Raw genomic sequence first — 23,126 nt, 5'->3', positions numbered from 1 at the left:
TCGGCCCGGATATCGGCGTCTATAATCGGACGCATGAGCTCGCTATCTACCTCCCGCAAGACCTTCCCATTGCGTTTGATTCCCAGTGCGCTCGCCGCGCTGTTCGTCCTCGCCGGTTGCGGCGGTGGCGGCGGTTCCCCGAGCGTCGGCGCGCCTCCGGTGGCGCAAAATCCGGCGCCCACGACGCCGGCGCCGACGCCGGTCCCGACACCGCCGGTCGCCACCCAGCCGACGCCGGAAGACCTGAACCCGAACCTGCTGGGCGACGCCTACGGCAGCTACTGGAACAAGTGCGCCGTCCCGCGCACGGGGCTGGATGCGAGCGGCAAATCCTATCCCGACGTGCAGGGCACCCTGCTCGACGAGCTGAAATTCCTGCGCGCCTGGGCCAACCAGTACTACCTCTGGTACGACGAGATCCCGAACACCTACAAGATGGCCGACTTCAAGAGCGCGCTCGACTACTTCGCGGTGCTCAAGACGCCGGCATTGACCGCAAGCGGCAAGCCGAAGGACCGTTATCACTTCACCTATCCGACCGCCGAGTGGGAGGCGATGCAGACCCAGGGCATCGACCTGGGCTATGGCATCACCTGGAGCCGCAACGCCGATGGCCTGGCGCCGCGCACCTGGCTGATCACGGCGGTCGAGCCGGGCTCGCCCGCCGCCGCGGCCGGCCTGCTGCGCGGCGACATGCTGCTCAAGGTCGACGGCGTCGATTTCGTCAATGCCGACGATGAAGCCTCGGTCGACCGGATCAATGCCGGGCTGTTCCCGGCGTCCGCCGGGACCACCCACCGCTTCACCCTGCAGCGCGCCGGCGTGGCCTATGAGGCGACGCTGGTCGGGGCCGAGGTCGTGCTGGCGCCGGTGAAGAACGTCAAGGTGATCGAGACCGCCAGCGGCAAGGTCGGCTACCTGACCTTCGACAGCTTCAACGCCGTGTCCGAGAAGCAGCTGTACGACGCCTTCGTCACCTTCCAGCAGGCCGGCGTCAACGACCTGGTGCTCGACGTGCGCTACAACGGCGGCGGCCTGCTGTACGTCGCCAGCCAGCTGGCCTATATGATCGCCGGCCCGGCGTCGACGAGCGGCAAGGTGTTCGAGCAATCCCGCTACAACGACAAGACGCCGGCCTACCAGCCGATCATGTTCCGCTCGACCGCCTGGGGCTTCGCCTCGAGCAACCCGCTACGCACCGGCACGCCGCTGCCCACCCTGGGCCTGAAACGGGTGACCGTGCTCAGCACCCCGGGCACCTGCTCGGCCAGCGAATCGGTGATCAACGGCCTGCGCGGCGCCGACATCGAAGTGATCCAGATCGGCGGCACCACCTGCGGCAAGCCCTACGGCTTCACGCCGGTGCCGAACTGTGGCACGACCTATTTCTCGATCGAGTTCCAGGGCGTGAACCACAAGGGCTTCGGCGACTTCACCGACGGCTTTACGCCGACCTGCCAGGCGAGCGACGACCTGTCGCGGCCGGTGGGAGACCAGAACGAAGGCTTGCTGGCCACGGCCTTGGCTTACCGCGCGAATGGTGCCTGCCCGGTCTCGACCACGGCCAGGGCGCGCGTCGTGCCGATGCGGATCGTGCGGCCGGAGGTCATGGAAATTTCGATTTATACCAAATAGATGTGATTTATAAATTTTACATATATCCAGGGTGTAAAAATGATCAATTGCTGCCTACAATGATAATTCATGGATAAATCTGGCGATTTGGCTGAACCTATTTCGAGGAAAGAAATTTTTGATTATTTGCGGAATGTGCAAAAAGAAACAGAAATTAGGGCAAGACTGAGTGGAATTAATATCTGGGTAATTTTCGGGGCAATGGGGGTGATCGTCTGGGCCTTGTTGGATCCAACTAAGTCAATACTTTCTGAAAAAGTGTTTCTTTGGGCAACGGTAATCTGTCAAATTTTTATTGTTACAATAAATTTAGGCGTAGCAGTAAGGGTTCAGGGTAGTAGGTCAGATCTACGATTTTTGCCTGCATGGATGGCCTCTAGAACAGATCTTGCTCTCTTCTGGGCAACTCTATATGCGATCTTTTCAGCACCATTTATTGTTTGTGGAGTGCTATGGGGTTTTACTGTTGGGACAGCAGTTTTCTCTCTAGTTATGTCTCTGTTGATTTTGAGTGAGCTATTCGGGAAAGCTGATCATGAGGACGCAAATCGATTATTTGGGAAGTCTAAATCATCAAAGATCTTCGCGGTAGGGTTTTTCTTCGTAATCTTGTTTTCTATCGTCTATGATAATGTCTTGCTGTGGACCGATCCCGATAATTGGCTATCCAGGCTAGAGGTAAAAACTGTATTTCTGATTGTTGCATTGTACTTCCTTCTTTTGTTGTTGAATCAACGAAAACTGGCAGATAACTTGGATGCTTGGACTTATGAGCTGGAAAAGAAAATTATTCTTGGTTTGTGTACAAATGAAGAGGCGCTGCGCGCAATTGAAAATCAGCAACTGGGCGCACGACTCATAAGTGTAATAGAGAAGAAGAAATCGAGCTTGGTTTCCAAGGGGGTGCAATTGGAGAAGGAGCTTGAGTCAATGAGGCTGGCAATCTCTAATATTGAAAAAATTTCGCGAGAGTATATGCACGAACGCCGAGCGCAGCATGCTGCCGCTACTAAGGCTGTAGAAAATTCTTTATCGGAACTTGAGGGTGAATTTAAAAATCTTGAGAGTTTTTCTAAAAAGCTTCGAAATAGAAATATTGTATTGAAAGAGGCTAGCATAGATCAGTTGCTCATCGAGGTGCAGACTGATTTGGAGTCCTATAAGTCTCTAAGATTAAAAGTGAAAGATGAGTTGGTAAGAGACAAAAGGCGTTTGGAAGTTTAAAGAGTTCGATGAGAAGTGATGTCGACAGGATCTGCTGGTTCAAGGACTATTTCCGAGGTTATAATTTCTTTTTAAAAATCCTCGGAGTTTAAATGATCCGTTCTGCGTTACTGCTGGCCCTGTTGTCGGCCATTCCCCTCAGCCAATCCGTCCACGCCGCTCCCGACCTGACCACCGTGTCGGAACGCTCGGGCTTCACCGCCACCGGCCGCTACGACGAGACGATCGCGCTGTGCACAGCATTCCAGCAGGCGTATCCGAAGCAGGTGCGGTGCATCGATTTCGGCGTCACGCCGGAAGGCCGCCCGATGAAGGCGCTGGTGGTGAACGGCAAGGGCGTGTTCACCCCGCAGGCGGCGAAACAGCAGGGCCTGCCGGTGACCCTGATGCAGGGCGGCATCCACGCCGGCGAGATCGACGGCAAGGACGCCGGCTTCCTGGCGCTGCGCGAAGCGCTTGAAGGCCGCGCGGCCAAGGGCGCGCTCGACAAGCAGGTGTTCATCTTCGTCCCGGTGTTCAACGTCGACGGCCACGAGCGCTTCGGCAAGTGGAACCGCCCGAACCAGCGCGGCCCGGTCGAGATGGGCTGGCGCACCACCGCCCAGAACTACAACCTGAACCGCGACTACCTGAAGGCCGACGCGCCCGAGATGCAGGCCATGCTGGCGCTGGTGAACGCCTGGGATCCACTGGTCTACGTCGACCTGCACGCGACCAATGGCGCCAAGTTCCAGCACGATATCTCGATCCAGGTCGAGCCGGTGTATTCGGGCGACCCGGAATTCCGCAAGGCCGGCCTGCTGCTCCGCACCAACGTGATCAAGGACATCGCCAAGGAAGGCTCGACGCCGCAGTCCTATTACATGTCCTTCGTGAAGCATGACGATCCGATGTCGGGCTTCATGGACGGCGTGTCCGATCCGCGCTTCTCGACCGGCTACTTCCAGCTGCGCAACCGCATGGCGATGCTGGTCGAAACCCACTCGTGGAAGGAATATCCGGTGCGCGTGCGCATCACCCGCAACACCGTGGTGTCGGTGCTCGACCAGGTGGCGAAGAACGGCAAGCAATGGCAGCAGGCCGCGTATGCGGCCGACGCGCGCGCCGCCAAGCTGGGCAACCAGCCGGTGGCGCTGTCGTACAAGGCCTCCGACAAGAAGGAAATGGTTAACTTCAACGGTTACGCCTACACCCGCACGCCGTCGGAAGTCTCGGGCGCCCTGATGACGCGCTACGACGAAACCAAGCCACAGGTATGGCGCGTGCCGCTGTGGCAGGACATCGTGGCCGACTTCCAGGTCACCGCGCCGCGTGCCGGCTACATCGTGCCCGCCGCCTACGCCGCGATCGTGGGCGAGAAGCTGCGCCAGCACGGCGTCGAGTTCCGCAAGCTGGACAAGACGAAGGAAGACCTCCAGCTCCAGTCCTTCCGCGCCGACAAGGCAACCTTGGCCGCGGCCTCGGTCGAAGGCCACCAGCGCCTGACGGTGGAAGGCAAGTGGAAGGCGGAAGCCCGTCCGGTCGCGGCAGGCTCGCTGTTCGTGCCGATCGCGCAGCCGAAGGCGCGCCTGGTGGTGGCGATGCTGGAGCCGCAGGCGCCGGATTCGCTGCTGGCCTGGGGCACGTTCAACACGGCCTTCGAGCGCAAGGAATACATGGAGGACTACGTGGCCGAGGAGGTCGCGCGCGAGCAGATGGCGGCCGACCCGGCCGTGGCCAAGGCCTTCCAGGAGCGCCTGGACAGCGATCCGGCCTTCGCCAAGAATCCGCAGGCGCGCCTGGAGTTCTTCGCCAAGCGCCATTCGTCGTATGACGAGCGCCTGAACCTGTATCCGGTGCTGCGCGCAAATAGCGCGCCCTGAACCCCTTATCGGCTGCCCTGGATGAAGTCGTCGAGACGGATGAACTTGACGTCGCGCTCGCCGGCATCGCAGGCCTTCGCCGGCGCGCGTGCCGCCGCGGGACTGGCTCCCGCAGCCGGTCCGAGCGGGATGACGGTCTGGACGAATTCCTTGGCCGCGGTCAGGGCTTCGGCGGAGGGCTCCGTGCCGAGGCTGATCTCGCTGATCGCCCCGCTGTCGCCATACTTGACGTGGAATTCCGTCTTGGCGAATTGGGCGGAGACGACCTTGGCGTAGTACAAGGCCCCGGTCGCCAGGGTGGCGCTGGTAACGAATTGCGCCGGCTCGCAGTTTCCGCCGTCGCTCGCCTTGTCATGCGTCCCTGTCTTGACATAGGTTTCGTGCGTCCTGAACGGAACGCCCGGCGCCTGCCTGTTGCCCGCATCGTAAATATGCAGCGAGCTGGCGCAGCCGCACAGGCTGGCTACCGCGCCCAGGGTCGTGACCAGCGTTTTCATGGTGGCGCCTCCGTACCGGTCCGGGGTTAATGTGTTTCCGCTCGGGTCGTGGATGCCCGGGCCGTTACGACGTTATTGCCAGCTGCACCGCTTTCAGCACGTTCAGGCGGCCATAGCCCATCTGGTCGTTGCGTCCATCGACATAGGACACCGAGCCGACCTTGTCGGCGCTCTGCGCGATGATGGCCGTCACCTGGGCGCCGGACAGCGTGGGGTTGGCGCTCAGCACCAGGGCGCAAGCCCCGGCGACCAGCGGCGTGGCGGACGAGGTGCCATTGAAGCCGGGATAGTAATCGCCGCCGGGGTTGTAGCCGGCCGGCCCGGTGATGTCGGTCGTATAGTTCTTGACCCCAGGGGCGGCGACCAGTACTTCAGGGCCGTAACTGGAGCCCCACCAGTTTTCTCCATCGTCGCTGGAGGGCGTCTTCGGTTCATCTTTCGGCGTGGATGCGGCCACGCAGATCACACCGGGGAGGTTGCTTGGAAAACCGACCGGTCCTGGCCTGTTGCCCGCCGCGACGACGACAACGCAGCCCTTGCCGCCGCGACCAAGCGTCAGCGCACGTCCAAAAGCGGCGATGACGGCGCTCGACGCGGATGTGTCGCTCCAGCTATTGCTCAGGACCGAGGCGCCGTTTTGCCAGCACCAGTCGACCGCCTCGGCGATCTGGCCGGGGCTGGTGGTCCAGACGCCGCGCGGCCGGTCGGAATAGGCGATCCGGACCGCCATGATCGAGCAGCCGCCACCGATCCCGCGGACGCCATCGGTGCTGCTGGGAACCGCCGCGGCAAGACCTGCGCACGCCGTCCCATGGCCGTCCCAGGCATTGGGCTCCTGAAAATTGTCCTTGTCGCAGGCGTCGTAGCCGGCGATGACCGATTGGCGCAGGTCGAGATGCCGGGTATCGATGCCGTCGTCCAGCACGGCGATCTTGATTGCGAGATTTCCCTGAACCAGCTTCCAGGCCTGGTCGGCGGCGGTCAGCTGTATCGCGTATTGCCGCGCGGCGTAGGCGCGCTCGCTGCCCGGGCCGCCCTGGGCGGCAGCATCGGCCGAGACATCGTCAAGCGCGGGCTTGACCATCAGATTGACGAAGTCCGGCTCGATATACGCCAGGTCTTCGCTTGGCGCCAGTTGCTGGACCGTCGCCAGCGGATCGACATCGGGCGCCAGGGTAACCGTGTACTCGCCGAACCCGCGTGGCGCGATCGATTCATAGTTCACGTCCTTGAGCAAGCCGCTGACGGGGGTGGCCGGGTCTTTCATGCCCAGCAGGATCCGGTCCGTGGCCAGCACCCGGGTTTCGCCCAGCTTGAACACGGGCGTCGTTCGTGCAACGCCGGCAGGCCGGTTGCCGACCGCCGCGTTGACGGCATGGCTCACCGACATGGGCGCCGCGGACGGGGATTTCAGTAAGGTGAATTTTTCATTAGGGATTTCGATGCGTTCGGTAACGTCGGCCCCGACACTGCTGGAGAATGCCGCCCGCAGGCTATGCGGCGCCGGCTCCAGATAACGTACGCCAACCAGATCTGGATCTTCCGCCAAACGAACCGTCTGGCCATTGACCTTGTATTCATAATCCACGATATCCCTCCGTGACTAGTGATCTATCCACCATTCATGCACCGTGCATGGATGTAGATCACCATGTCACGGTTTTTTGGTAAAACGGTCAACGAAAGTCCAGGTGTTCAATAATCGAAATGCGGGCGTGTCGCGCAAATACGATGCCATGTCCTTGTTTTGGTGGCCTGAACGACTAACATCGCAACACCGGGGGCACGTAACATCGGGGTCAGCATAATATCGGTAACATCGGGGTCAGGTCTGACATTTGGACACGGGTTCAGCAGTAATCAATATCGGTAACATCGGGGTCACGGTAACATCGGGGTCAGGTCTGACATTTGGACACGAGTTCAGCAGTAATCAAGGTTCCTTGGAAGTCTGAGCGATCTCAGCGCTGGTGGTTGCCGATCCAGTACCGTTATCGGATGACACGACCACTTAGAGTTAATTTTCCTGGGGCGCTCTACCATGTGACGTCGCGCGGAAACCGACGCGCATCGATCTTTCGGGATGATGCCGATCGACGTATTTGGCTAGACGTTCTGGAGAAGGTTTGCGAACGCTATCATTGCGTCATTCACAGTTTTTGCCAGATGACCAATCACTACCACTTATTGATTGAAACGGTGGAAGGGAATCTACCGAGTTGCATGCGCCAACTCAACGGTCATTATTCACAGTATTTCAATCGACGGCATCGTGTTGTTGGCCACTTGTTTCAAGGGCGCTATAAGGCGGTATTGGTGCAGAAAGATAGCTATCTGCTAGAGGTTTCCCGTTATATTGTTCTAAATCCTCTACGCGCTAACACCGTGGCGGCGCTGAAAGAATGGAGATGGAGCAGCTACCATTATTTTATAGGGGATGACATTTCACCCGACTGGCTTGAGCGCAACTGGCTTCTAAGGCAGTTTGGTAATACGCCGACGAGCGCGATCGCGGCATATCAGGATTTTGTTCTTGCTGGCCTTGGGCAAATGAGTCCATTGGAGGCTACACGCCATCAAATTCTGCTTGGCGATGAAAACTTCATATTGGTGCACCAGCAACTGCAGCAATCCGAAGAGCTTATAGAAACAAAGAGATCTGAACGACGTGCCGTTGCGCTTCCATTGTCCGACTATCAGGACCGGTATCCGGACAGGAGCGAGGCAATGGCACGTGCTTACGCGTCTACCGCCTTCACCATGTCGGAAATAGCACGCGTGTTTGGTGTGTCGACCAAAACGGTCAGCCGAGCGATTGCTGGCTTTGAGAGGGCAAATAAAAGCAAATCATTGTAGAGGCCGTGTCCAAATGTCAGACCTGACCCCGTAGTTCCGGCAGTAGTTCCCGTGTATCCGGTGCTGCGCATGAACGTCGCGCCCTGACGCCTGGCCACGCTCAGGGCGCGCTGGCGGATGCAGGCAGGGACGTCAGGATGACCGTCCTTACCGCGCCGCCGGCGTCAAGCGTGAGCTGGTAGAGGCGGTCGTACTCGTCGTCGGCGATATCGGGACCAGGCTCGCCGCCGAACAGGCGCACCAGTTCCGGCAGCGTGTTCGAGTGGCCCACCACCAGCACCGGGCCGCGCAGCGTCTTCACCTTGTCGACCAGCGCTTTCGGCCGGGCCGGGTCGTACTGCTCGACCTGCAAGCCCAGTTGGCGGGCCAGTGGCTGCGCGGTCTGCAGCGTGCGCGCGGTCGGCGTGCTGAAAATGGCCTGGATGCCGGTGCGCTGCAGGATCCCCGCGATGTTCTGGGCGCGCAGCTGGCCTTGCGGCGTCAGGGCCGGGTCCTTGCCGATGCTGGCTTTTTCGCCATGGCGGACCAGGTAGATCGCGCTGGGCTCGGCAAGGGCAGTGCCTGGGACGAGCACGGCAAGGGCAATGAAGATGTTTCGCAGCAGGCGTGGGGCTTGGCTCAAAGGCAGGCGCATCGCGGTTCTCTAGGCGGTGGAGGTGACGCCAGCGTAGCACGGCGGAACTCAGGCTTCGGTATCTGGGAGAGGGCGACCGTGGAAACTGGCATCGCGCTGCGGCCCGGCGAGGGGCAACGCTGCCACCCGCACCAGCGAGTGGCTGGACATATACCAGTCATTGACCACCAGTTCGGCCTGTTCGATGCGCATGACGCCGAGCGGCTCGTCGCGCAGCGCGTCGAGCAGGGCGGCGAAACGCGCCGCATCGCGCAAGGGCTCGGTGAAGCGAAACAGCGTCATATGCGCGGTCACCAGGCGGTATCGGCGGTCGAGCGCGCCGTCGAGGCCCCGCTCGCGCAATGCCGTCCGCAGGCGCTCGCGCAGGATTTCCAGCGCTGGGCCGCGTGCAATGCCGCGCGCCATCACCGCACCGCGCGACAGCGCGATGCCGCCGAAGTCGATCCCGATCGCCTCGATGCCGTCCACGGCGGCCCGGGCCGCGGCCAAATAGTCGTCCACCAGCGCCGGGTGGATGGCGACACCGGCGCCGGCGGTCAGCAGCGACAGGATCGTCATGTGCATATCGGCTGCCGGGTAGCGATACTGGCGCGGTTCGGCGCCCGCCAGGCAGTCTAGCAGGCCGTCGAAGCGCGCCTGCAGCGATGGGCCGGGACGCGCGATCAGGCTGATGCCGCGGCGCGGGTCGGGACCGGCCGCAAGTCGCGTGTCGCAATCGACGTCTCCACGCGCGATCGCGCCAAAGGCGTGCTCCCACATCGTGTCGTAATGGGCTTGCAGGCTGGGCCTCGCAGAGGTGTCGGTCATGTCGTCGTTCCGCACGTATATCATGACGAAAAAAAAGCAGAGGCACCGGCCTCTGCTTCCTCGATGCGCTGCTCTTAGAGCTGCGTCAACGAAATCGTATTCGCCGCAGGCGTCGAACACGGCTCCTCGTCGAACGCGATATCGCCCAGCGGATTCGGCACGCCATCGGTCTTCAGGCCGACGAAATCGAACAGGTCGCGGTCCTGCAAATGCGACGGCACCACGGTCGACAGCGCCGAGAACGTGTTCTCGACCCGGCCCGGATGCTTCTTTTCCCATTCGCGCAGCATGTTCTTGATTTGCTTCCTCTGCAGGTTTTCCTGCGAGCCGCACAGGTCGCACGGAATGATCGGGAAACCTTTCACCTCGGCGTAGCGCTCGGTGTCGGCTTCTTTCACGTAGGCCATCGGGCGGATCACCATGTGCTTGCCGTCGTCCGACACCAGCTTGGCCGGCATGCCCTTCAGCTTCCCGCCGAAGAACATGTTCAGGAAGAAGGTCTCGAGGATGTCGTCGCGGTGGTGGCCCAGGGCGATCTTGTTGCAGCCGAGTTCGTCGGCCACGCGGTACAGGATGCCGCGCCGCAGGCGCGAGCACAGCGAGCAGGTGGTCTTGCCTTCCGGGATCAGGCGCTTGACGATGCTGTAGGTGTCCTGGTTTTCGATGTGATAAGGCACGCCGAGCTTGTCCAGGTAGGCCGGGAGAATATGCGCCGGGAAGTTCGGCTGCTTCTGGTCGAGGTTGACCGCGACGATGTCGAAGTGGATCGGCGCGCGCTCGCGCAAGGTGAGCAGGATGTCGAGCAGCGCATAGCTGTCCTTGCCGCCCGACAGGCAGACCATCACCTTGTCGCCGTCCTCGATCATGTTGAAGTCGCCGATGGCCTGGCCCACCAGGCGGCACAGGCGCTTGTGCAGCTTGTTGTCCTCGCGTGCGATCTTCTCTTGCTTCTTCGCGTCAATGCCGGCCTCGGCAGTCGGGAAGTCGTCTTCGACGACGCGTTCAATCACCGTTTCGTTCATGCTTCTTCCTTGATCCTGAATACTTCGACGCCGACGCCTTCGCAATCCGGATAGACGTCCGGCTTCATCGTCGACACACCGGCGGCGCGCACGCGCGGGTGGGTCAGCATCGCGGCCACCACGTCGTCGCACAGCGTTTCCTGCAGGTGGATGTGGCCCTTGGCGATGCGCTGGGCAATGGTCTCGCGCATGAAATCGTAGTCGACCACTTCCGCCAGCTGGTCCGCCTTCGGCGTCGACAGCTCCAGCGGAATGTACAGCTCGACATTGATCAGGACACGCTGCTCGCCCTTCTTCTCGAAATCGTGCACGCCGATATTGATCATCACTTCGTAATTGCGCAGGAACAGCCGGCGGCAATCGCGCAAGCTCGGGTGGGACAGGGCGGACAACATGGGATAGCCTTATTTGGTGGAGTTATTTGGTTCAGTCAGGAACATCACGTCACGCTGCGAGGGCATCAGGTGCTGGCCGCCATCGACCAGCAGGGTGGTGCCGGTCAGCGCGCGCGCCGATGCGGCGTAGACCACGGCGTCGGCGATGTCCTGCGGGGTCGACGAACGCCGCAACGGCGTCATCTGGTGCGCCGCGGCGAAGCCTTGCTCGCTCTGGTCGCCCGACACCATCGTGATGCCGGGAGCGACGCCGACCACGCGCACCTTCGGCGCCAGCGCCTGGGCCAGCATCGTGGTCGCCGTGTGCAGGGCCGCCTTGGACAGCGTGTACGACAGAAAATCCGGGTTGAGATTGTACAGTTTCTGGTCCAGCAAGTTGACCACGACGGCTTGCCGCCCCTCCGCGGTGGCGGCGTGCAATTCCTGCGCCAGCAGCACCGGCGCGGCCACGTTCGCCTGCATATGGGCGTTGAGCAGCTCCCAGGAGAACGCGGTGGCGCTGTCGTATTCAAACAACGAAGCGTTGTTGACGATGCAAGACAGCGGCCCCAGCGCCGCGCTGGCCTGGCCGACCAGCTGGCGTACCGCCGCCTCGTCGGACAGGTCGCACTGCAGTAGCGCGGCGCGCCGGCCCAGGGCCAGGATGGCGTCGCGGGTCGCGATCGCGTCGCTTTCGGAATGGCGGTAGTGCAGGGCGAGGTCCCAGCCGGCCTGGGCCAGGCCGAGCGCGATCGCGCGGCCCAGGCGACGGCCGGCGCCGGTCACGAGCGCGACCCGGGGCAGGGAGATCGAAGGGCTATCCGTCATCATTGTCTTAAATTGTTGATAAAAGCTATTCTGGCTACAATGCCGGCATGTCCCTGCCCGCACCCGATACCGACGCCCTGGCCGCGTCCCATTCCCTGCAACAGCTCATCGCCGCCGACATCGAACAGCACGGCGGTGCGATCGCATTCTCTCGTTTCATGGAACTGGCGCTGTATGCGCCCAGGCTCGGGTATTACAGCGGCGGCGCGGCCAAGCTCGGCGCGAGCGGCGACTTCACCACCGCGCCCGAGATGACGCCGCTGTTCGGGGCGGCCGTGGCGCGTGTGGCAGCCGCTATTATCGCCCAAAGCGCGCCCGACATCATCGAGTTCGGCGCCGGCACCGGCCGCCTGGCGCGCGACGTCCTGGCCGAGCTGGCCAGGCAGGGTGTCGAGGTGCGCTCCTACACCATCATCGAACTGTCCGGCGAATTGCGCGCGCGCCAGCAGGCCAACCTGGCCGACCTGCCGCAGATGCGCTGGCTGGACGCCATGCCGGACCGGTTCAGCGGCGTGGTGCTGGCCAACGAGGTGCTCGACGCCATGCCGGTCGAGCTGGTGATCCGTACCGGCGACGGCTGGCGCCGGCAAATGGTCACGGTCGAGGACGGCGCCTTCGCCTTCGTCCAGGCGCCGCTCGGCGCTGAACTGGCCGCCCAGCTGGCGCGCCAGGTGCCGGACCACGAGCAGATGATCGAAGGCTATGTGACCGAACTGCACCCGGTCGGCGCCGGCTTCATGCGCTCGCTGGCGGCGATGTTCGCGGGCGGCCGCGGCGCCGCCATCCTGTTCGACTACGGCTTCCCGGCCCACGAGTATTACCTCGACCAGCGCATCGGCGGCACCCTGATGTGTCATTACCGCCACCATGCGCACCCGGATCCCTTTTATTTGCCCGGCCTGCAGGACATCACCGCCCACGTCGATTTCACGGCGATGGCGCTGGCATCCCAGGATGCCGGCCTGCCGGTGCTGGCGTATATGAGCCAGGCTTCCTTCCTGCTCGGTGCCGGGATCGGCGAACTGTTGCTGGAAAACGACCCCGAAGACGCCAAGCATTTCCTGCCCCGGTCGCGCGCCGTGCAAAAGCTGGTTTCTCCTGCTGAAATGGGCGAATTGTTCAAGGTCCTGGTGGTCGGACAGGACGTAGAATTGCCAGAGCCAATCGTGCGCGCGGACCGCAGTCATCGCTTGTAGACTTTATGATATCTTGCACAGCGGACACAAATCCGGCTAAGCTGTGAGATATTCCCGCGTCTCGTCACATGACGGGCTTCGGCCGAGGACAGACAAAACGCGCAGGGTAGAAGCGGGTAGACTTGACAGATCATGGCCAAGATTCATACACATTATGACAACCTGAAGGTGTCGCGTCATGCGCCCCAGGAAGTCATTCGTGCTTCCTACAAGGCCCTGAGCCAGAAATATCACCCCGACAAAAACCCGGGCGACGAAAAGTCCGCCCGCATCATGGCGGTCGTCAATACCGCCTACAACGTCCTGTCCGATCCCGTCCGCCGCAAGGAGCACGACGAATGGATCGCCGCCGAGGAGTGGGAAGTCGAGTGGCTGGAAAGCTCGAACGCCAAGGAAGGCCAGCCGCGCAAGAACGCCGACAACTGGGAGGGGCAGCCGCCGCCCAAGCCGCGCCGCAAACGCCAGTGGCGCAATCCGCGCTGGTGGCTGGGCATGTCGGGCTGCTTCGTGGCCGGCGCCGTCGTCGCCGTGCTGACGATCGAACAACAACCCAACATTATCCCGAGCGCACTGGCCTGGGGCGGCATCGCCCAGGACCCCGTCAAGACCGGCCGCCCGGACGCGCTGGGCGTCGACGCCAGCAGTGACGACTGGGCCCGCCGCATCGGCCCGGACGGCGCCAAGGGCCCGCCGCCCGAGGTGCGCGCGCTCGCCGTCACCCAGCTGGCGGTGCCGGCCCGCGCCCCCGACTGCAGCACCGACCTGCAGACCCTGGCGTCGCCCAGCGGCGATCCCTGGCCGCTCGAGTCTTCCTACCTGCCCGGCTACCCGGTCGGCAACGAGGGGACAGAGATGCAGGTCGTGGTCGACAACAGCGCCAACGCGGCGCCGGTATTCGTCAAGCTGTACGACCTCGACCGCCGCGCCAACGTCAGGCACGCCTTCGTGCAGCAGCGCTCGAACTTCACCTTCGACAAGCTGGCCGCCGGCAAGTACGAGGTGCGTTACCAGAACGTGGTCGACGGCGCCAGCAAGTCCGAATGCGACGGCCGCCATACGGCCCTGCGCCAGGCTGCGGCCGATATTCAATAAGCGGCCCACAATCAGCTGGCTGTCGTTTTTTCGGCGTACTGACACTTTCTCGTGTCAGGACCTACCCCGATTTCATTATTTTCGTTCCGCGCCGTAATATACTGGCCGAATGCCGCGCGCCCATGCAGCCGCGGCGCCACGCCCAACGCAGGCTTACACGGACCATCATGAACGAACTGGAAGGCCTGACGGCCCTGATCATCGAGCCCCACGCGGGGATGCGGGCCAGCATCCACAGCATGCTCACGCTGTGCGGCCTGACCCGGATCGAGCACGCCAGCACCTCCAACCAGGCCGTCAAGCATCTTGGCCTGCGCCAGTTCGACATGATCCTGTGCGAATACGACCTCGAAGGCGGCCAGGATGGCCAGCAACTGCTGGAAGACCTGCGCCACCACAAGCTGATGCAGCTGGCCACCATGTTCTTCATGGTCACGGCCGAAGGCAACCACAGCAAGGTGGTCAGCGCCGCCGAGCTGGCGCCCACCGACTACATCCTCAAGCCGTTCACCGCCGACCGCCTGCTCGAGCGCATCGCACGCGCCCTCGACAAGCGCAATGCCTTCCTGCCGGTGTACACCCTGATGGAAGCGGGCGACCAGGAGGAGGCGATCGCCGCCTGCATCGAAGGCCAGCGCCTGCACGCGCGCTACGCGGTCGACTTCCTGCGCCTGCGCGCCGAGCTGCACATGTTCCTGGGCCAGGCCGACCAGGCCGAGCCGATCTATCGCCACCTGGTCGAGATCAAGGCGATCGCCTGGGCCCGGCTCGGCCTGGCCAAGACCCTGTTCGTGCGCAAGCAATTCACCGAGGCGCGCGACATCCTGGAAGACCTGGTCGACACCAACCGCAACTTCGTCGACGCCTACGACTGGCTGGCGCGCACCCACGCGGCGGTCGGCGAATTGCAGAAGTCGCAGGCGGTGCTGAGCGACGCGGTGGCGGTGTCGCCGCATGCCGTGCGGCGCCTGCGCACCCTGGCCGACACCGCCTTCGAGGCGGGCGACGTCGACACCGCCGAGAAAGCCCTGCGCCAGGTGGTGGGCAAGGCCAAATACTCCGAATTTCGCGACCCCGAGGATCACGTCAAGCTGGTGCGCGCGCTGGTGCACAAGGGCGATCCCGTCGGGGCCGCCGCCATGGTGCGCGACCTCGACCGCTCGATGGGCGGGCGCGCCAATACCCCGCTGTGCAGCGCGATCGCCTCGGCCCTGGTGCACGAATACACCGGCAACGAGCAGCGCCTGGGCGAAGCGCTGGGCGCGGCCCTGGCGTCAAGCAAGGATGCGCCCAATCTGTCGCCCGACCTCAAGCTCGAGCTGGCGCGCACCTGCATCGACAATGGCCGCGAAGAAGGCGCTTCCGAGATCGTGCGCGAGGTGATGAGCAATGCCTCGAGCGACGCCATGGTCACCCGCGCCATGGGCGTGCTGGAGCAGGCCGGCAAGGGCGAGCTGGCGCAGACGCTGGCCCAGCAGAGCCGCCAGCAGGTGGTCGACCTGGTCGCCGGCGGCGCCGCGCGCGCCAGGGACGGCGACTACCAGGGCGCGGTGCGGCTGATGCTGGAAGCGGCCACCAAGTTGCCGAGCAATCCTGCGGTGGCCTTCAATGCCGCGCTGGCGGTGCTGCGCTGCCTCGAGCACGAGGGCTGGGACAATCGCCTCGGCGCCCAGCTGCCGGGCCTGATCGGCAATGTGCGCAAGCTCGATGCGCTCAATCCCAAGCTGCCGGCGCTGGCGGCGCTGCACCAGCAGGTGCTGAAACAATACAAACAAGGCGCGCATGCTGCAGCGCCGCTGCGCAAGGCCGGCTGAGCGGAGCGACGCCATGGCCGACATCCCCCAGGACTGCGCCCCGCGCCGCGTGCGACCCGCCCTGATGCGCAAGCTCAGCGGCACCGAACGCATGTTCACGCTGGGCGGCGCCATCGCACAGGTGATCGGCATGGGATATAGCGACGACCTGGGCACGGCCGACCTCGCGTATTACGTGGTGTCCGACGTCGCCTTGACCCAGCGCATCCTGCGCCTGTCCAACACGGTCCAGTACCGCACCCTGTCCGGCACGCCGGTAACGACGATCTCGCGCGCCATTTCCCTGCTCGGCTTCGACAATGTGCGCGCCGCCGCGCTGGCGATGCTGCTGGTCGATGCGCTCGACACCGCCGAGCACGGCGTGCGGGTGGAGCTCGAAGCCGCCCTGTGCGCCAGCCTGGTCGGCCGCGAGCTGGCGCGCCACAGCCCGATCCCCGGGGCCGAGGAAGCGGCGATCTGCGCGCTGTTCAAGAACCTGGGCGCGCTGCTGCTGGCCAGCCACGAGCCGGAGCGCTACCGGGAAATCGCCGCGTTCGTGGCGGCCGGCAAGCATACTCCCAGCCAGGCTGCGCAGCTGATCCTGGGCTGCAGCTTTGAGGTTTTGTCTGAGGCGATCTTGCGCGAGTGGCAGATGCCAGGGTTGATCGTGCAGGCCCAGGCGACGCTGCCGCCGGGACCGCTCGAGGCCGCGTTTGATCGCGACGAATGGATGCGGCAGGTGGCCGCCTTCAGCCGCGATGTGGCGCGCCTGATGGGGCGCCATCACGATCCGGCCGCTGCGACCGAGACCCAGGAACTGATACGGCGCTATGGCGCGGCGCTGGGCGTCGACCATCCGGCCATGGTGGCGCTGTACGACGAGGTGCAGGAAGGCATGAACGGCATGCTGCAGAGCATGAACATGGAGCGCGCGCCGAAGACCGATCCGAAGGCCGCCAGCAGCCTGCCGAACGTGCTGGCGCTGGCCACCCTGGACGCGGGCGAGGACGACGAGGGCGAGTTCCACCCCAGCGGCAAGCCGAAGAATGCGCGCGACCTGCTGCTGGCGGGCGTGCAGGACGTGACCCTGCTGGGCGGGTCCGGCGCCGGCCTCAACGACATCATCATGGCCGTGCTCGAGACCCTGTACGGCGCGCTGGGCTTCCGCTTCGCCACCGTCTGCCTGCGCGACGCGCGCACGAAACAGTTCCGCGCGCGGGTGTCGCTGGGCGAGGGCAGCGCCCCGCTGCAGGACGGTTTCGTCTTCCCCTGCGCCTTCACGCGCGACGTGTTCCACCTGGCGCTCGAGAACGACGCCGACATGATGATCGCGGACGCCTTCAGCCCCAGGATCCGCGACCTGCTGCCGGCCTGGTACAAGACTTTGCTGCCGGACGCCGAGAGTTTCATCGTCCTGCCGCTGGTGGTCGGCAAGGCCGGGCTGGGCCTGATCTACGCCGACCGCATCTTCCCCGCGCCCGAGGGCGTGGCGCCGGACGAGACGGCCCTGATCAAGGCGCTCAAGGCGCAGGTGCTGGCGGCGCTGGCGCCGGCGGGGCCGAACCCGTAGGGTTGTCCGATTCTGCGGACGTGCCGTCGGAACTATTCCGAATCAGTTCATAAAGATTTTTTCGCACTTGGCAAAATCACCCTTGCAGCTTTACAGTCCGACCGTTACAATCACGCCCCGAAGCAACGCTGTCAGGCGAAGTAGAAAATCTTCTACCAAAACCTGATTGACAGTACGTTGAGCTTGCTTCATACTCTGCGGTTCTTCGCGGTGGGGTGGCCGAGTGGTTAAAGGCAGCAGACTGTAAATCTGCCCTCTCTGAGTACGCTGGTTCGAATCCAGCCCCCACCACCAAAAAGAAGATCGTGAAGTCGGATTTGAAGTTGTACCTCGCGGGTGTAGCTCAATGGTAGAGCAGAAGCCTTCCAAGCTTACGACGAGGGTTCGATTCCCTTCACCCGCTCCAGTTAGTGCGGTGGTTTCTACATCGCAAAAATCAGCCCTTGTAGCTCAGTGGTAGAGCACTCCCTTGGTAAGGGAGAGGCCACGTGTTCAATCCACGTCAAGGGCACCAGAATTTTGTACGGCAGTCGCGTTGCACTCGTCCGTCAGGTGTGCCTGGTAATCCCCAAAATATCGTTAGATCTTAGGAGTCTGAAATGGCAAAAGGTAAATTCGAACGGACCAAGCCGCACGTGAACGTCGGCACCATCGGTCACGTTGACCACGGTAAAACCACCCTGACGGCTGCAATCGCTACCGTCCTGTCGAAGAAATTCGGCGGCGAAGCCAAGGCCTACGACCAGATCGACGCGGCTCCAGAAGAAAAAGCACGCGGCATCACCATCAACACCGCGCACGTCGAGTACGAAACCGAAAACCGTCACTACGCTCACGTTGACTGCCCAGGCCACGCCGACTACATCAAGAACATGATTACCGGTGCTGCGCAGATGGACGGCGCGATCCTGGTGTGCTCGGCCGCTGACGGCCCAATGCCACAGACCCGCGAGCACATCCTGCTGGCGCGTCAGGTTGGCGTTCCATACATCATCGTGTTCCTGAACAAGTGCGACCTGGTCGACGACGCAGAACTGCTGGAACTGGTCGAAATGGAAGTGCGCGAACTGCTGTCGAAGTACGAGTTCCCAGGCGACGACCTGCCAATCATCAAGGGTTCGGCACGTATGGCGCTGGAAGGCCAGCCAGGCGAAATGGGCGAAGAGTGCATCACCCGCCTGGCAGCAGCCCTGGACAGCTACATCCCAACCCCGGAACGTGCTGTTGACGGCGCCTTCCTGATGCCAGTCGAAGACGTGTTCTCGATCTCGGGCCGCGGCACCGTCGTGACCGGTCGTGTCGAGCGCGGCGTGATCAAAGTCGGCGAAGAAATCGAAATCGTCGGTATCGTTGACACCGTCAAGACCACCTGCACCGGCGTGGAAATGTTCCGCAAGCTGCTGGATCAAGGTCAAGCTGGCGACAACGTCGGTCTGCTGCTGCGCGGCACCAAGCGTGAAGACGTGCAGCGTGGTCAGGTTCTGGCAAAGCCAGGCTCGATCAAGCCACACAGCAACTTCACCGGTGAGATCTACGTCCTGTCGAAAGACGAAGGCGGCCGTCACACCCCGTTCTTCAACAACTATCGTCCTCAGTTCTACTTCCGTACGACTGACGTGACCGGTTCGATCGAACTGCCAGCAGACAAAGAAATGGTCATGCCAGGCGACAACGTCTCGATCACCGTCAAGCTGATCGCTCCGATCGCGATGGAAGAAGGTCTGCGCTTCGCAATCCGCGAAGGCGGCCGTACCGTCGGCGCCGGCGTCGTGGCAAAAATCATCGCCTAATTCATCAGGCGATAGAGGGAAACGGAAACATCTCCGTTTCCCTCGAACAGCATTGCCAGCGAGCGCGCGCTTGCTGTATAATGCTGGATTCAGCAGTAAAGTTTTCGTAGGGGTGTAGCTCAATTGGCAGAGCGTCGGTCTCCAAAACCGAAGGTCGCGGGTTCGATTCCCTCCGCCCCTGCCACCGAATTCTGGTGCGCAGCACCGAAAGTAAAGAAGAATGTCTAATCAATCCGTGCAAACTGTCAGCACCTCGAATGAAAAGTTCAAGGTCGCGCTGGCGGTGGTTGCAGCGATTGCAGGCGTCGTCGGGTTCTTCTACCTGACTGGCCAGAACAAACCAGCCTTGGTCGCCGCAGGCGCCCTCGTGGCTGGTTTAGTTTTTGCTGTCCTGCTTTTGTGGACTTCCACCACTGGCCGTGATTTCCTGAGCTTCGCCAAGGAGTCGGTGCGCGAGACCAAGAAGGTCGTCTGGCCTACCCGCCGCGAAGCCATGCAGATCACCGGCATCGTGTTCGCCTTCGTGGTCGTGATGGCGATTTTCCTGTGGGGCACGGATAAGCTTCTCGAGCTCCTGTTGTACGACTTTGTCCTGGGTTGGAAATAACATGAGCGATAACGTGCAAGACAATGCACCAGTGCCGGGCGATGTCCCGGCACAAGACGCTGCGGCTGCGCCGCTGAGCGTCCCGGTCAGCAACAAGCGCTGGTACGTCGTCCATGTCTATTCGGGCATGGAAAAGAGCGTGATGCGCGCCCTGAACGAGCGCGTCGAGCGCGCAGGGATGCAAGACCAGTTCGGCCAGATCCTGGTGCCGACCGAGGAAGTCGTCGAGATGCGCAACGGCACCAAAGCCGTTTCCGAGCGCCGCTTCTTCCCGGGCTACGTGCTGGTTGAGATGGAAATGACCGACGAAACCTGGCACCTGGTGAAGAACACCAGCAAGGTCACCGGTTTCATCGGCGGCAAATCGAACAAGCCGACCCCGATCCCAGCACGCGAGATCGACAAGATCATGCAGCAGGTGCAAGAGGGTGTCGAAAAGCCACGGCCAAAAGTGCTGTACGAAGTGGGCGAGCAAGTCCGCATCAAGGAAGGCCCGTTCACCGACTTCAACGGCAACGTCGAGGAAGTCAACTACGAAAAATCGAAGGTGCGTGTCTCAGTCACCATCTTCGGTCGTTCGACTCCGGTGGAACTGGAGTTCGGGCAAGTCGAAAAGGTCTAAACGCTTTAATCGGAGCGTCGCAGTAGTCAGGCGGAATCCGGTAAGAGGAGCCCCGCCGAGACGAGTAGTCGTGGTGGGGCGCTACTACTCAAGTCAAGATAGGAGCCAGACATGGCAAAGAAAATCATTGGCTTTATCAAGCTGCAAGTCCCAGCTGGTAAGGCAAACCCATCCCCACCGATCGGTCCTGCACTCGGTCAGCGTGGCCTGAACATCATGGAATTCTGCAAGGCGTTCAACGCGCAGACCCAGGGTATGGAACCAGGCATGCCGATCCCGGTCGTGATCACCGCGTTCGCCGACAAGTCCTTCACCTTCGTGATGAAGACCCCACCGGCAACCTACCTGATCAAGAAAGCCGCCGGCATCACCAAGGGCTCGGCCAAGCCGCACACCGACAAGGTTGCCAAGCTGACCCGCGCTCAAGCTGAAGAAATCGCAAAAACCAAGCAGCCGGACCTGACCGCCGCCGACATGGACGCAGCAGTGCGTATCATCGCTGGCTCGGCACGTTCGATGGGCATCACGGTGGAGGGTCTGTAATGGCTAAGCTGTCCAAGCGCGTCAAAGCAATCAAAGCAAAAGTTGACCGTAACAAGGTCTATGAGTTCGACAACGCTGTGTCGATCATCAAGGAATTCGCCACCGCCAAGTTCAACGAGTCGATCGACGTCGCCGTTCAACTGGGCGTGGACCCGAAGAAGTCGGATCAAGTGGTCCGCGGTTCGGTCGTGCTGCCAGCTGGCACCGGCAAGACCGTGCGCGTCGCTGTGTTCGCTTCGGGCGACAAGGCTGAAGCTGCCAAGGCAGCCGGCGCCGACGTGGTCGGCATGGAAGACCTGGCAGAGCGCGTGAAGGCCGGCGACATGCCGTTCGACATCGTGATCGCTTCGCCAGACACCATGCGTATCGTCGGTACCCTGGGTCAGATCCTGGGCCCACGCGGCCTGATGCCGAACCCGAAAGTCGGCACCGTGACCCCTGACGTCGCTACCGCCGTCAAGAACGCCAAAGCCGGTCAGGTCCAGTACCGTACCGACAAGGCAGGTATCGTCCACGCGACCATCGGCCGCAAGTCGTTCAGCGACGCAGATCTGAAGACCAACCTGGTCGCCCTGATCGACGCACTGAACAAGGCCAAGCCGGCCACCTCGAAAGGCGTGTACCTGCGTAAGGTCGCCCTGTCGTCGACCATGGGCGCTGGCGTCCGTGTCGATCACGCTTCGATCTCGGCTGCTGCCTAAGTAACAGCATTAAGTCCCGGTGCTTCGGCACTGGGCGCATCTTTGGGCTGTCGGAGCTGAACACCGCCCCGGCAGGCAATCAAAGACCGTTGGGCCGAAAGCAGAGGTTGAGCTGACGGTTAATAGACCACCCAACGCAGATGGTGTACCCGAACAAGTTTTGTAGTCCAGCTGTGTGAATGTATCCGCCCAGTTTTAAGACTTCTTAACTTCGGACGCCGTGTGTTCGAACCGATATGGACATCCGTTCATATCATTTAAGGAGATTGACCGTGGGTCTTAATCTGAATGACAAAAAGGTCGTCGTCGAAGAAGTTTCCGCAAAAGTAGCAACTGCGCAAACCATCGTCGTGGCTGAGTACCGTGGCATCCAGGTTAGTCACTTGACCAAGCTCCGTGCAACCGCACGTGCCCAGGGTGTGTACCTGCGTGTTCTGAAGAACACGCTGGCTCGCCGCTCTGTTGAAGGCACGCAGTTTGCCCCGCTGGCTGACGCCATGACCGGTCCGCTGATCTACTCGATCTCGGACGACGCCGTTGCTGCCGCTAAAGTCCTCGCCGACTTCGCGAAAACCAACGACAAGCTGGTCCTGAAAGCCGGTAACTACGCAGGTAAGCAGCTCGACGTAGCTGGTGTTACCGCGTTGGCAAGCATCCCATCCCGTGAAGTCCTCATCTCGCAGCTGTTGGGCGTCATGCTGGCTCCGGTGTCGGGCTTTGCACGTGGTCTGGCTGCACTGGCAGCGAAAAAAGGCGAAGGTTCGGAAGCTGCTCCTGCAGCCGAAGAAACCGCTGCAGCTTAATAGCGCAGCCTTTTTTCTCAAGTACTAACTACACACAATATACAACTGGAGTTTCAAATGGCAATTAGCAAAGACGATATCCTGAACGCAGTGAGCGAAATGTCCGTCATGGACCTGAACGAACTGGTCAAGGCATTCGAAGAGAAGTTCGGCGTGTCGGCAGCTGCAATGGCAGCACCGGCAGCTGGCGGCGCCGCTGGCGGTGCAGCTGCTGCTGAAGAGCAGACCGAGTTCAACGTTGTTCTGTCGGAAGTCGGCGCGAACAAGGTCGGCGTCATCAAGGCAGTCCGTGAAATCACCGGTCTGGGCCTGAAAGAAGCCAAGGACCTGGTCGACGGCGCACCGAAGACCGTGAAAGAAGCCCTGCCAAAAGCTGACGCTGAAGCCGCTAAGAAGAAGCTGGAAGAAGCTGGCGCCAAGGCCGAGCTGAAGTAATACATAAGCACCGGGCGCTTGAAATACAGTGCCCAGCGCGGGAGTCAAAGCTTGCAAAACCTGCCGGAAGGCAGGGGATGCGGCTTTGGCTCTTTTGTCGTCCCTGCGGCAAACGTCGAGATTTACATGGCGACAGGGAATAAGTAGTACCCCGTTTCAGCAGCATCGTATCACAGCAGTTTGCTTGTCCTTTTCATCTGGCGCGAAAGAGTAAGAGACTTCAGGGCTTGCGTGT

The 23,126-nt window shown here is 61.8% G+C and carries 22 protein-coding genes and 4 tRNA genes; 19 read left to right on the top strand and 7 right to left on the bottom strand.

What is annotated here, in order from left to right; all coding sequences use genetic code 11:
- Positions 1-33: 33 nt before the first annotated feature.
- The 3 genes from LO55_RS05940 (at position 34) to LO55_RS05935 (ending at position 4,721) form a co-directional block, all read left to right on the top strand.
- Positions 34-1,635, top strand: a complete 1,602-nt coding sequence (locus LO55_RS05940; RefSeq protein WP_071360789.1) for a S41 family peptidase — start codon at positions 34-36, stop codon at positions 1,633-1,635.
- Positions 1,636-1,704: 69 nt separating this feature from the next.
- Positions 1,705-2,859 (top strand): hypothetical protein, encoded by a 1,155-nt coding sequence (locus tag LO55_RS26210; RefSeq protein WP_143054461.1) that lies wholly within the window; start codon positions 1,705-1,707, stop codon positions 2,857-2,859.
- A 92-nt stretch (positions 2,860-2,951) separates the two neighbouring features.
- Positions 2,952-4,721, top strand: a complete 1,770-nt coding sequence (locus tag LO55_RS05935; RefSeq protein ID WP_071360788.1) for a M14 family metallopeptidase — start codon at positions 2,952-2,954, stop codon at positions 4,719-4,721.
- 5 nt (positions 4,722-4,726) lie between these two features.
- Here LO55_RS05935 and LO55_RS05930 read toward each other — a convergent pair whose 3' ends face one another.
- A complete protein-coding gene (locus LO55_RS05930) occupies positions 4,727-5,218 on the bottom strand; it encodes a hypothetical protein (RefSeq protein ID WP_071360787.1) in 492 nt (163 codons plus the stop codon).
- 64 nt (positions 5,219-5,282) lie between these two features.
- A complete protein-coding gene (locus LO55_RS05925; protein WP_143054460.1) occupies positions 5,283-6,806 on the bottom strand; it encodes a S8 family serine peptidase in 1,524 nt (507 codons plus the stop codon).
- 410 nt (positions 6,807-7,216) lie between these two features.
- On the opposite strand from LO55_RS05925, the gene LO55_RS25695 reads away from it, so the two are divergent.
- Positions 7,217-8,074 carry a transposase gene (locus tag LO55_RS25695; protein WP_143054636.1) on the top strand — a complete coding sequence of 286 codons (858 nt, stop codon included), beginning with the start codon at positions 7,217-7,219 and terminating at the stop codon, positions 8,072-8,074.
- A 100-nt stretch (positions 8,075-8,174) separates the two neighbouring features.
- Here LO55_RS25695 and LO55_RS05920 read toward each other — a convergent pair whose 3' ends face one another.
- The 5 genes from LO55_RS05920 to LO55_RS05900 all read right to left on the bottom strand — a co-directional run bounded on the left by LO55_RS05920 (position 8,175) and on the right by LO55_RS05900 (position 11,742).
- A complete protein-coding gene (locus LO55_RS05920) occupies positions 8,175-8,696 on the bottom strand; it encodes a SixA phosphatase family protein (protein WP_229409710.1) in 522 nt (173 codons plus the stop codon).
- 60 nt (positions 8,697-8,756) lie between these two features.
- Positions 8,757-9,515 carry a 2'-5' RNA ligase family protein gene (locus LO55_RS05915; protein WP_143054459.1) on the bottom strand — a complete coding sequence of 253 codons (759 nt, stop codon included), beginning with the start codon at positions 9,513-9,515 and terminating at the stop codon, positions 8,757-8,759.
- Positions 9,516-9,589: 74 nt separating this feature from the next.
- The gene (gene ttcA, locus LO55_RS05910; protein ID WP_071360784.1) at positions 9,590-10,537 is read right to left on the bottom strand and encodes a tRNA 2-thiocytidine(32) synthetase TtcA; all 948 of its coding nucleotides are present in this window, start codon (positions 10,535-10,537) and stop codon (positions 9,590-9,592) included.
- Complete coding sequence (locus LO55_RS05905; RefSeq protein ID WP_005663650.1) at positions 10,534-10,932, bottom strand: dihydroneopterin aldolase; 399 nt, start codon at positions 10,930-10,932, stop codon at positions 10,534-10,536. Before LO55_RS05905 ends, ttcA begins: the two co-directional genes overlap by 4 nt.
- A gap of 9 nt (positions 10,933-10,941) precedes the next feature.
- On the bottom strand, positions 10,942-11,742 hold the full coding sequence (locus tag LO55_RS05900; protein WP_071360783.1) for an SDR family oxidoreductase: 801 nt from the start codon (positions 11,740-11,742) through the stop codon (positions 10,942-10,944).
- A gap of 44 nt (positions 11,743-11,786) precedes the next feature.
- Here LO55_RS05900 and LO55_RS05895 point away from each other — a divergent pair, with 44 nt between their 5' ends.
- From LO55_RS05895 to rplL, 15 genes are all read left to right on the top strand, one after another.
- Positions 11,787-12,935, top strand: a complete 1,149-nt coding sequence (locus LO55_RS05895) for a class I SAM-dependent methyltransferase (protein ID WP_071360782.1) — start codon at positions 11,787-11,789, stop codon at positions 12,933-12,935.
- Between the two features lie 132 nt (positions 12,936-13,067).
- Positions 13,068-14,027 carry a J domain-containing protein gene (locus LO55_RS05890; protein ID WP_071360781.1) on the top strand — a complete coding sequence of 320 codons (960 nt, stop codon included), beginning with the start codon at positions 13,068-13,070 and terminating at the stop codon, positions 14,025-14,027.
- Between the two features lie 167 nt (positions 14,028-14,194).
- Positions 14,195-15,841, top strand: a complete 1,647-nt coding sequence (locus LO55_RS05885) for a tetratricopeptide repeat-containing response regulator (protein ID WP_071360780.1) — start codon at positions 14,195-14,197, stop codon at positions 15,839-15,841.
- Between the two features lie 13 nt (positions 15,842-15,854).
- Positions 15,855-17,390: an HDOD domain-containing protein gene (locus tag LO55_RS05880; protein WP_071363694.1), complete on the top strand. Its 1,536-nt coding sequence runs from the start codon at positions 15,855-15,857 to the stop codon at positions 17,388-17,390.
- 209 nt (positions 17,391-17,599) lie between these two features.
- Positions 17,600-17,684 (top strand) — tRNA-Tyr (locus LO55_RS05875).
- 38 nt (positions 17,685-17,722) lie between these two features.
- Positions 17,723-17,796 (top strand) — tRNA-Gly (locus LO55_RS05870).
- A gap of 33 nt (positions 17,797-17,829) precedes the next feature.
- A tRNA-Thr gene (locus LO55_RS05865) sits at positions 17,830-17,904 on the top strand.
- An 85-nt stretch (positions 17,905-17,989) separates the two neighbouring features.
- Positions 17,990-19,180 carry an elongation factor Tu gene (gene tuf, locus LO55_RS05860; RefSeq protein ID WP_071360779.1) on the top strand — a complete coding sequence of 397 codons (1,191 nt, stop codon included), beginning with the start codon at positions 17,990-17,992 and terminating at the stop codon, positions 19,178-19,180.
- A 108-nt stretch (positions 19,181-19,288) separates the two neighbouring features.
- A tRNA-Trp gene (locus tag LO55_RS05855) sits at positions 19,289-19,364 on the top strand.
- A 36-nt stretch (positions 19,365-19,400) separates the two neighbouring features.
- Positions 19,401-19,787: a preprotein translocase subunit SecE gene (gene secE, locus LO55_RS05850; RefSeq protein WP_071360778.1), complete on the top strand. Its 387-nt coding sequence runs from the start codon at positions 19,401-19,403 to the stop codon at positions 19,785-19,787.
- A 1-nt stretch (position 19,788) separates the two neighbouring features.
- Entirely contained in the window at positions 19,789-20,409 is a 621-nt protein-coding gene (gene nusG / locus LO55_RS05845; RefSeq protein WP_005663636.1) for a transcription termination/antitermination protein NusG, read from the top strand.
- Positions 20,410-20,520: 111 nt separating this feature from the next.
- Entirely contained in the window at positions 20,521-20,952 is a 432-nt protein-coding gene (gene rplK / locus LO55_RS05840; RefSeq protein WP_005663634.1) for a 50S ribosomal protein L11, read from the top strand.
- Positions 20,952-21,653 carry a 50S ribosomal protein L1 gene (gene rplA / locus LO55_RS05835; RefSeq protein WP_005663632.1) on the top strand — a complete coding sequence of 234 codons (702 nt, stop codon included), beginning with the start codon at positions 20,952-20,954 and terminating at the stop codon, positions 21,651-21,653. The genes rplK and rplA overlap by 1 nt, the downstream gene beginning before the upstream one ends.
- 272 nt (positions 21,654-21,925) lie before the next feature.
- The gene (rplJ, locus tag LO55_RS05830) at positions 21,926-22,456 is read left to right on the top strand and encodes a 50S ribosomal protein L10 (protein ID WP_005663630.1); all 531 of its coding nucleotides are present in this window, start codon (positions 21,926-21,928) and stop codon (positions 22,454-22,456) included.
- A gap of 57 nt (positions 22,457-22,513) precedes the next feature.
- Positions 22,514-22,891 (top strand): 50S ribosomal protein L7/L12, encoded by a 378-nt coding sequence (gene rplL, locus LO55_RS05825; RefSeq protein WP_005663628.1) that lies wholly within the window; start codon positions 22,514-22,516, stop codon positions 22,889-22,891.
- The last annotated feature ends 235 nt before the right edge of the window (positions 22,892-23,126 follow it).

This window comes from Massilia timonae (assembly GCF_001866515.1).
GTDB classification, from domain to species: Bacteria; Pseudomonadota; Gammaproteobacteria; order Burkholderiales; family Burkholderiaceae_D; genus Telluria; species Telluria timonae.
This window is presented reverse-complemented; position numbering and strand designations above follow the sequence as displayed.

Excerpts from the sequence above, each read along its gene's own strand:
- LO55_RS26210 (WP_143054461.1), top strand. The coding sequence starts at position 1,705 with ATGGATAAATCTGGCGATTTGGCTGAACCTATTTCGAGGAAAGAAATT.
- LO55_RS05940 (WP_071360789.1), top strand. The coding sequence starts at position 34 with ATGAGCTCGCTATCTACCTCCCGCAAGACCTTCCCATTGCGTTTGATT.
- LO55_RS05880 (WP_071363694.1), top strand. The coding sequence starts at position 15,855 with ATGGCCGACATCCCCCAGGACTGCGCCCCGCGCCGCGTGCGACCCGCC.
- LO55_RS05915 (WP_143054459.1), bottom strand. The coding sequence starts at position 9,515 with ATGACCGACACCTCTGCGAGGCCCAGCCTGCAAGCCCATTACGACACG.
- nusG (WP_005663636.1), top strand. The coding sequence starts at position 19,789 with ATGAGCGATAACGTGCAAGACAATGCACCAGTGCCGGGCGATGTCCCG.
- LO55_RS05890 (WP_071360781.1), top strand. The coding sequence starts at position 13,068 with ATGGCCAAGATTCATACACATTATGACAACCTGAAGGTGTCGCGTCAT.
- LO55_RS05905 (WP_005663650.1), bottom strand. The coding sequence starts at position 10,932 with ATGTTGTCCGCCCTGTCCCACCCGAGCTTGCGCGATTGCCGCCGGCTG.
- secE (WP_071360778.1), top strand. The coding sequence starts at position 19,401 with ATGTCTAATCAATCCGTGCAAACTGTCAGCACCTCGAATGAAAAGTTC.
- LO55_RS05935 (WP_071360788.1), top strand. The coding sequence starts at position 2,952 with ATGATCCGTTCTGCGTTACTGCTGGCCCTGTTGTCGGCCATTCCCCTC.
- LO55_RS05900 (WP_071360783.1), bottom strand. The coding sequence starts at position 11,742 with ATGATGACGGATAGCCCTTCGATCTCCCTGCCCCGGGTCGCGCTCGTG.
- LO55_RS25695 (WP_143054636.1), top strand. The coding sequence starts at position 7,217 with ATGACACGACCACTTAGAGTTAATTTTCCTGGGGCGCTCTACCATGTG.
- rplA (WP_005663632.1), top strand. The coding sequence starts at position 20,952 with ATGGCTAAGCTGTCCAAGCGCGTCAAAGCAATCAAAGCAAAAGTTGAC.
- LO55_RS05930 (WP_071360787.1), bottom strand. The coding sequence starts at position 5,218 with ATGAAAACGCTGGTCACGACCCTGGGCGCGGTAGCCAGCCTGTGCGGC.
- LO55_RS05885 (WP_071360780.1), top strand. The coding sequence starts at position 14,195 with ATGAACGAACTGGAAGGCCTGACGGCCCTGATCATCGAGCCCCACGCG.
- tuf (WP_071360779.1), top strand. The coding sequence starts at position 17,990 with ATGGCAAAAGGTAAATTCGAACGGACCAAGCCGCACGTGAACGTCGGC.
- rplK (WP_005663634.1), top strand. The coding sequence starts at position 20,521 with ATGGCAAAGAAAATCATTGGCTTTATCAAGCTGCAAGTCCCAGCTGGT.
- LO55_RS05895 (WP_071360782.1), top strand. The coding sequence starts at position 11,787 with ATGTCCCTGCCCGCACCCGATACCGACGCCCTGGCCGCGTCCCATTCC.
- rplL (WP_005663628.1), top strand. The coding sequence starts at position 22,514 with ATGGCAATTAGCAAAGACGATATCCTGAACGCAGTGAGCGAAATGTCC.
- ttcA (WP_071360784.1), bottom strand. The coding sequence starts at position 10,537 with ATGAACGAAACGGTGATTGAACGCGTCGTCGAAGACGACTTCCCGACT.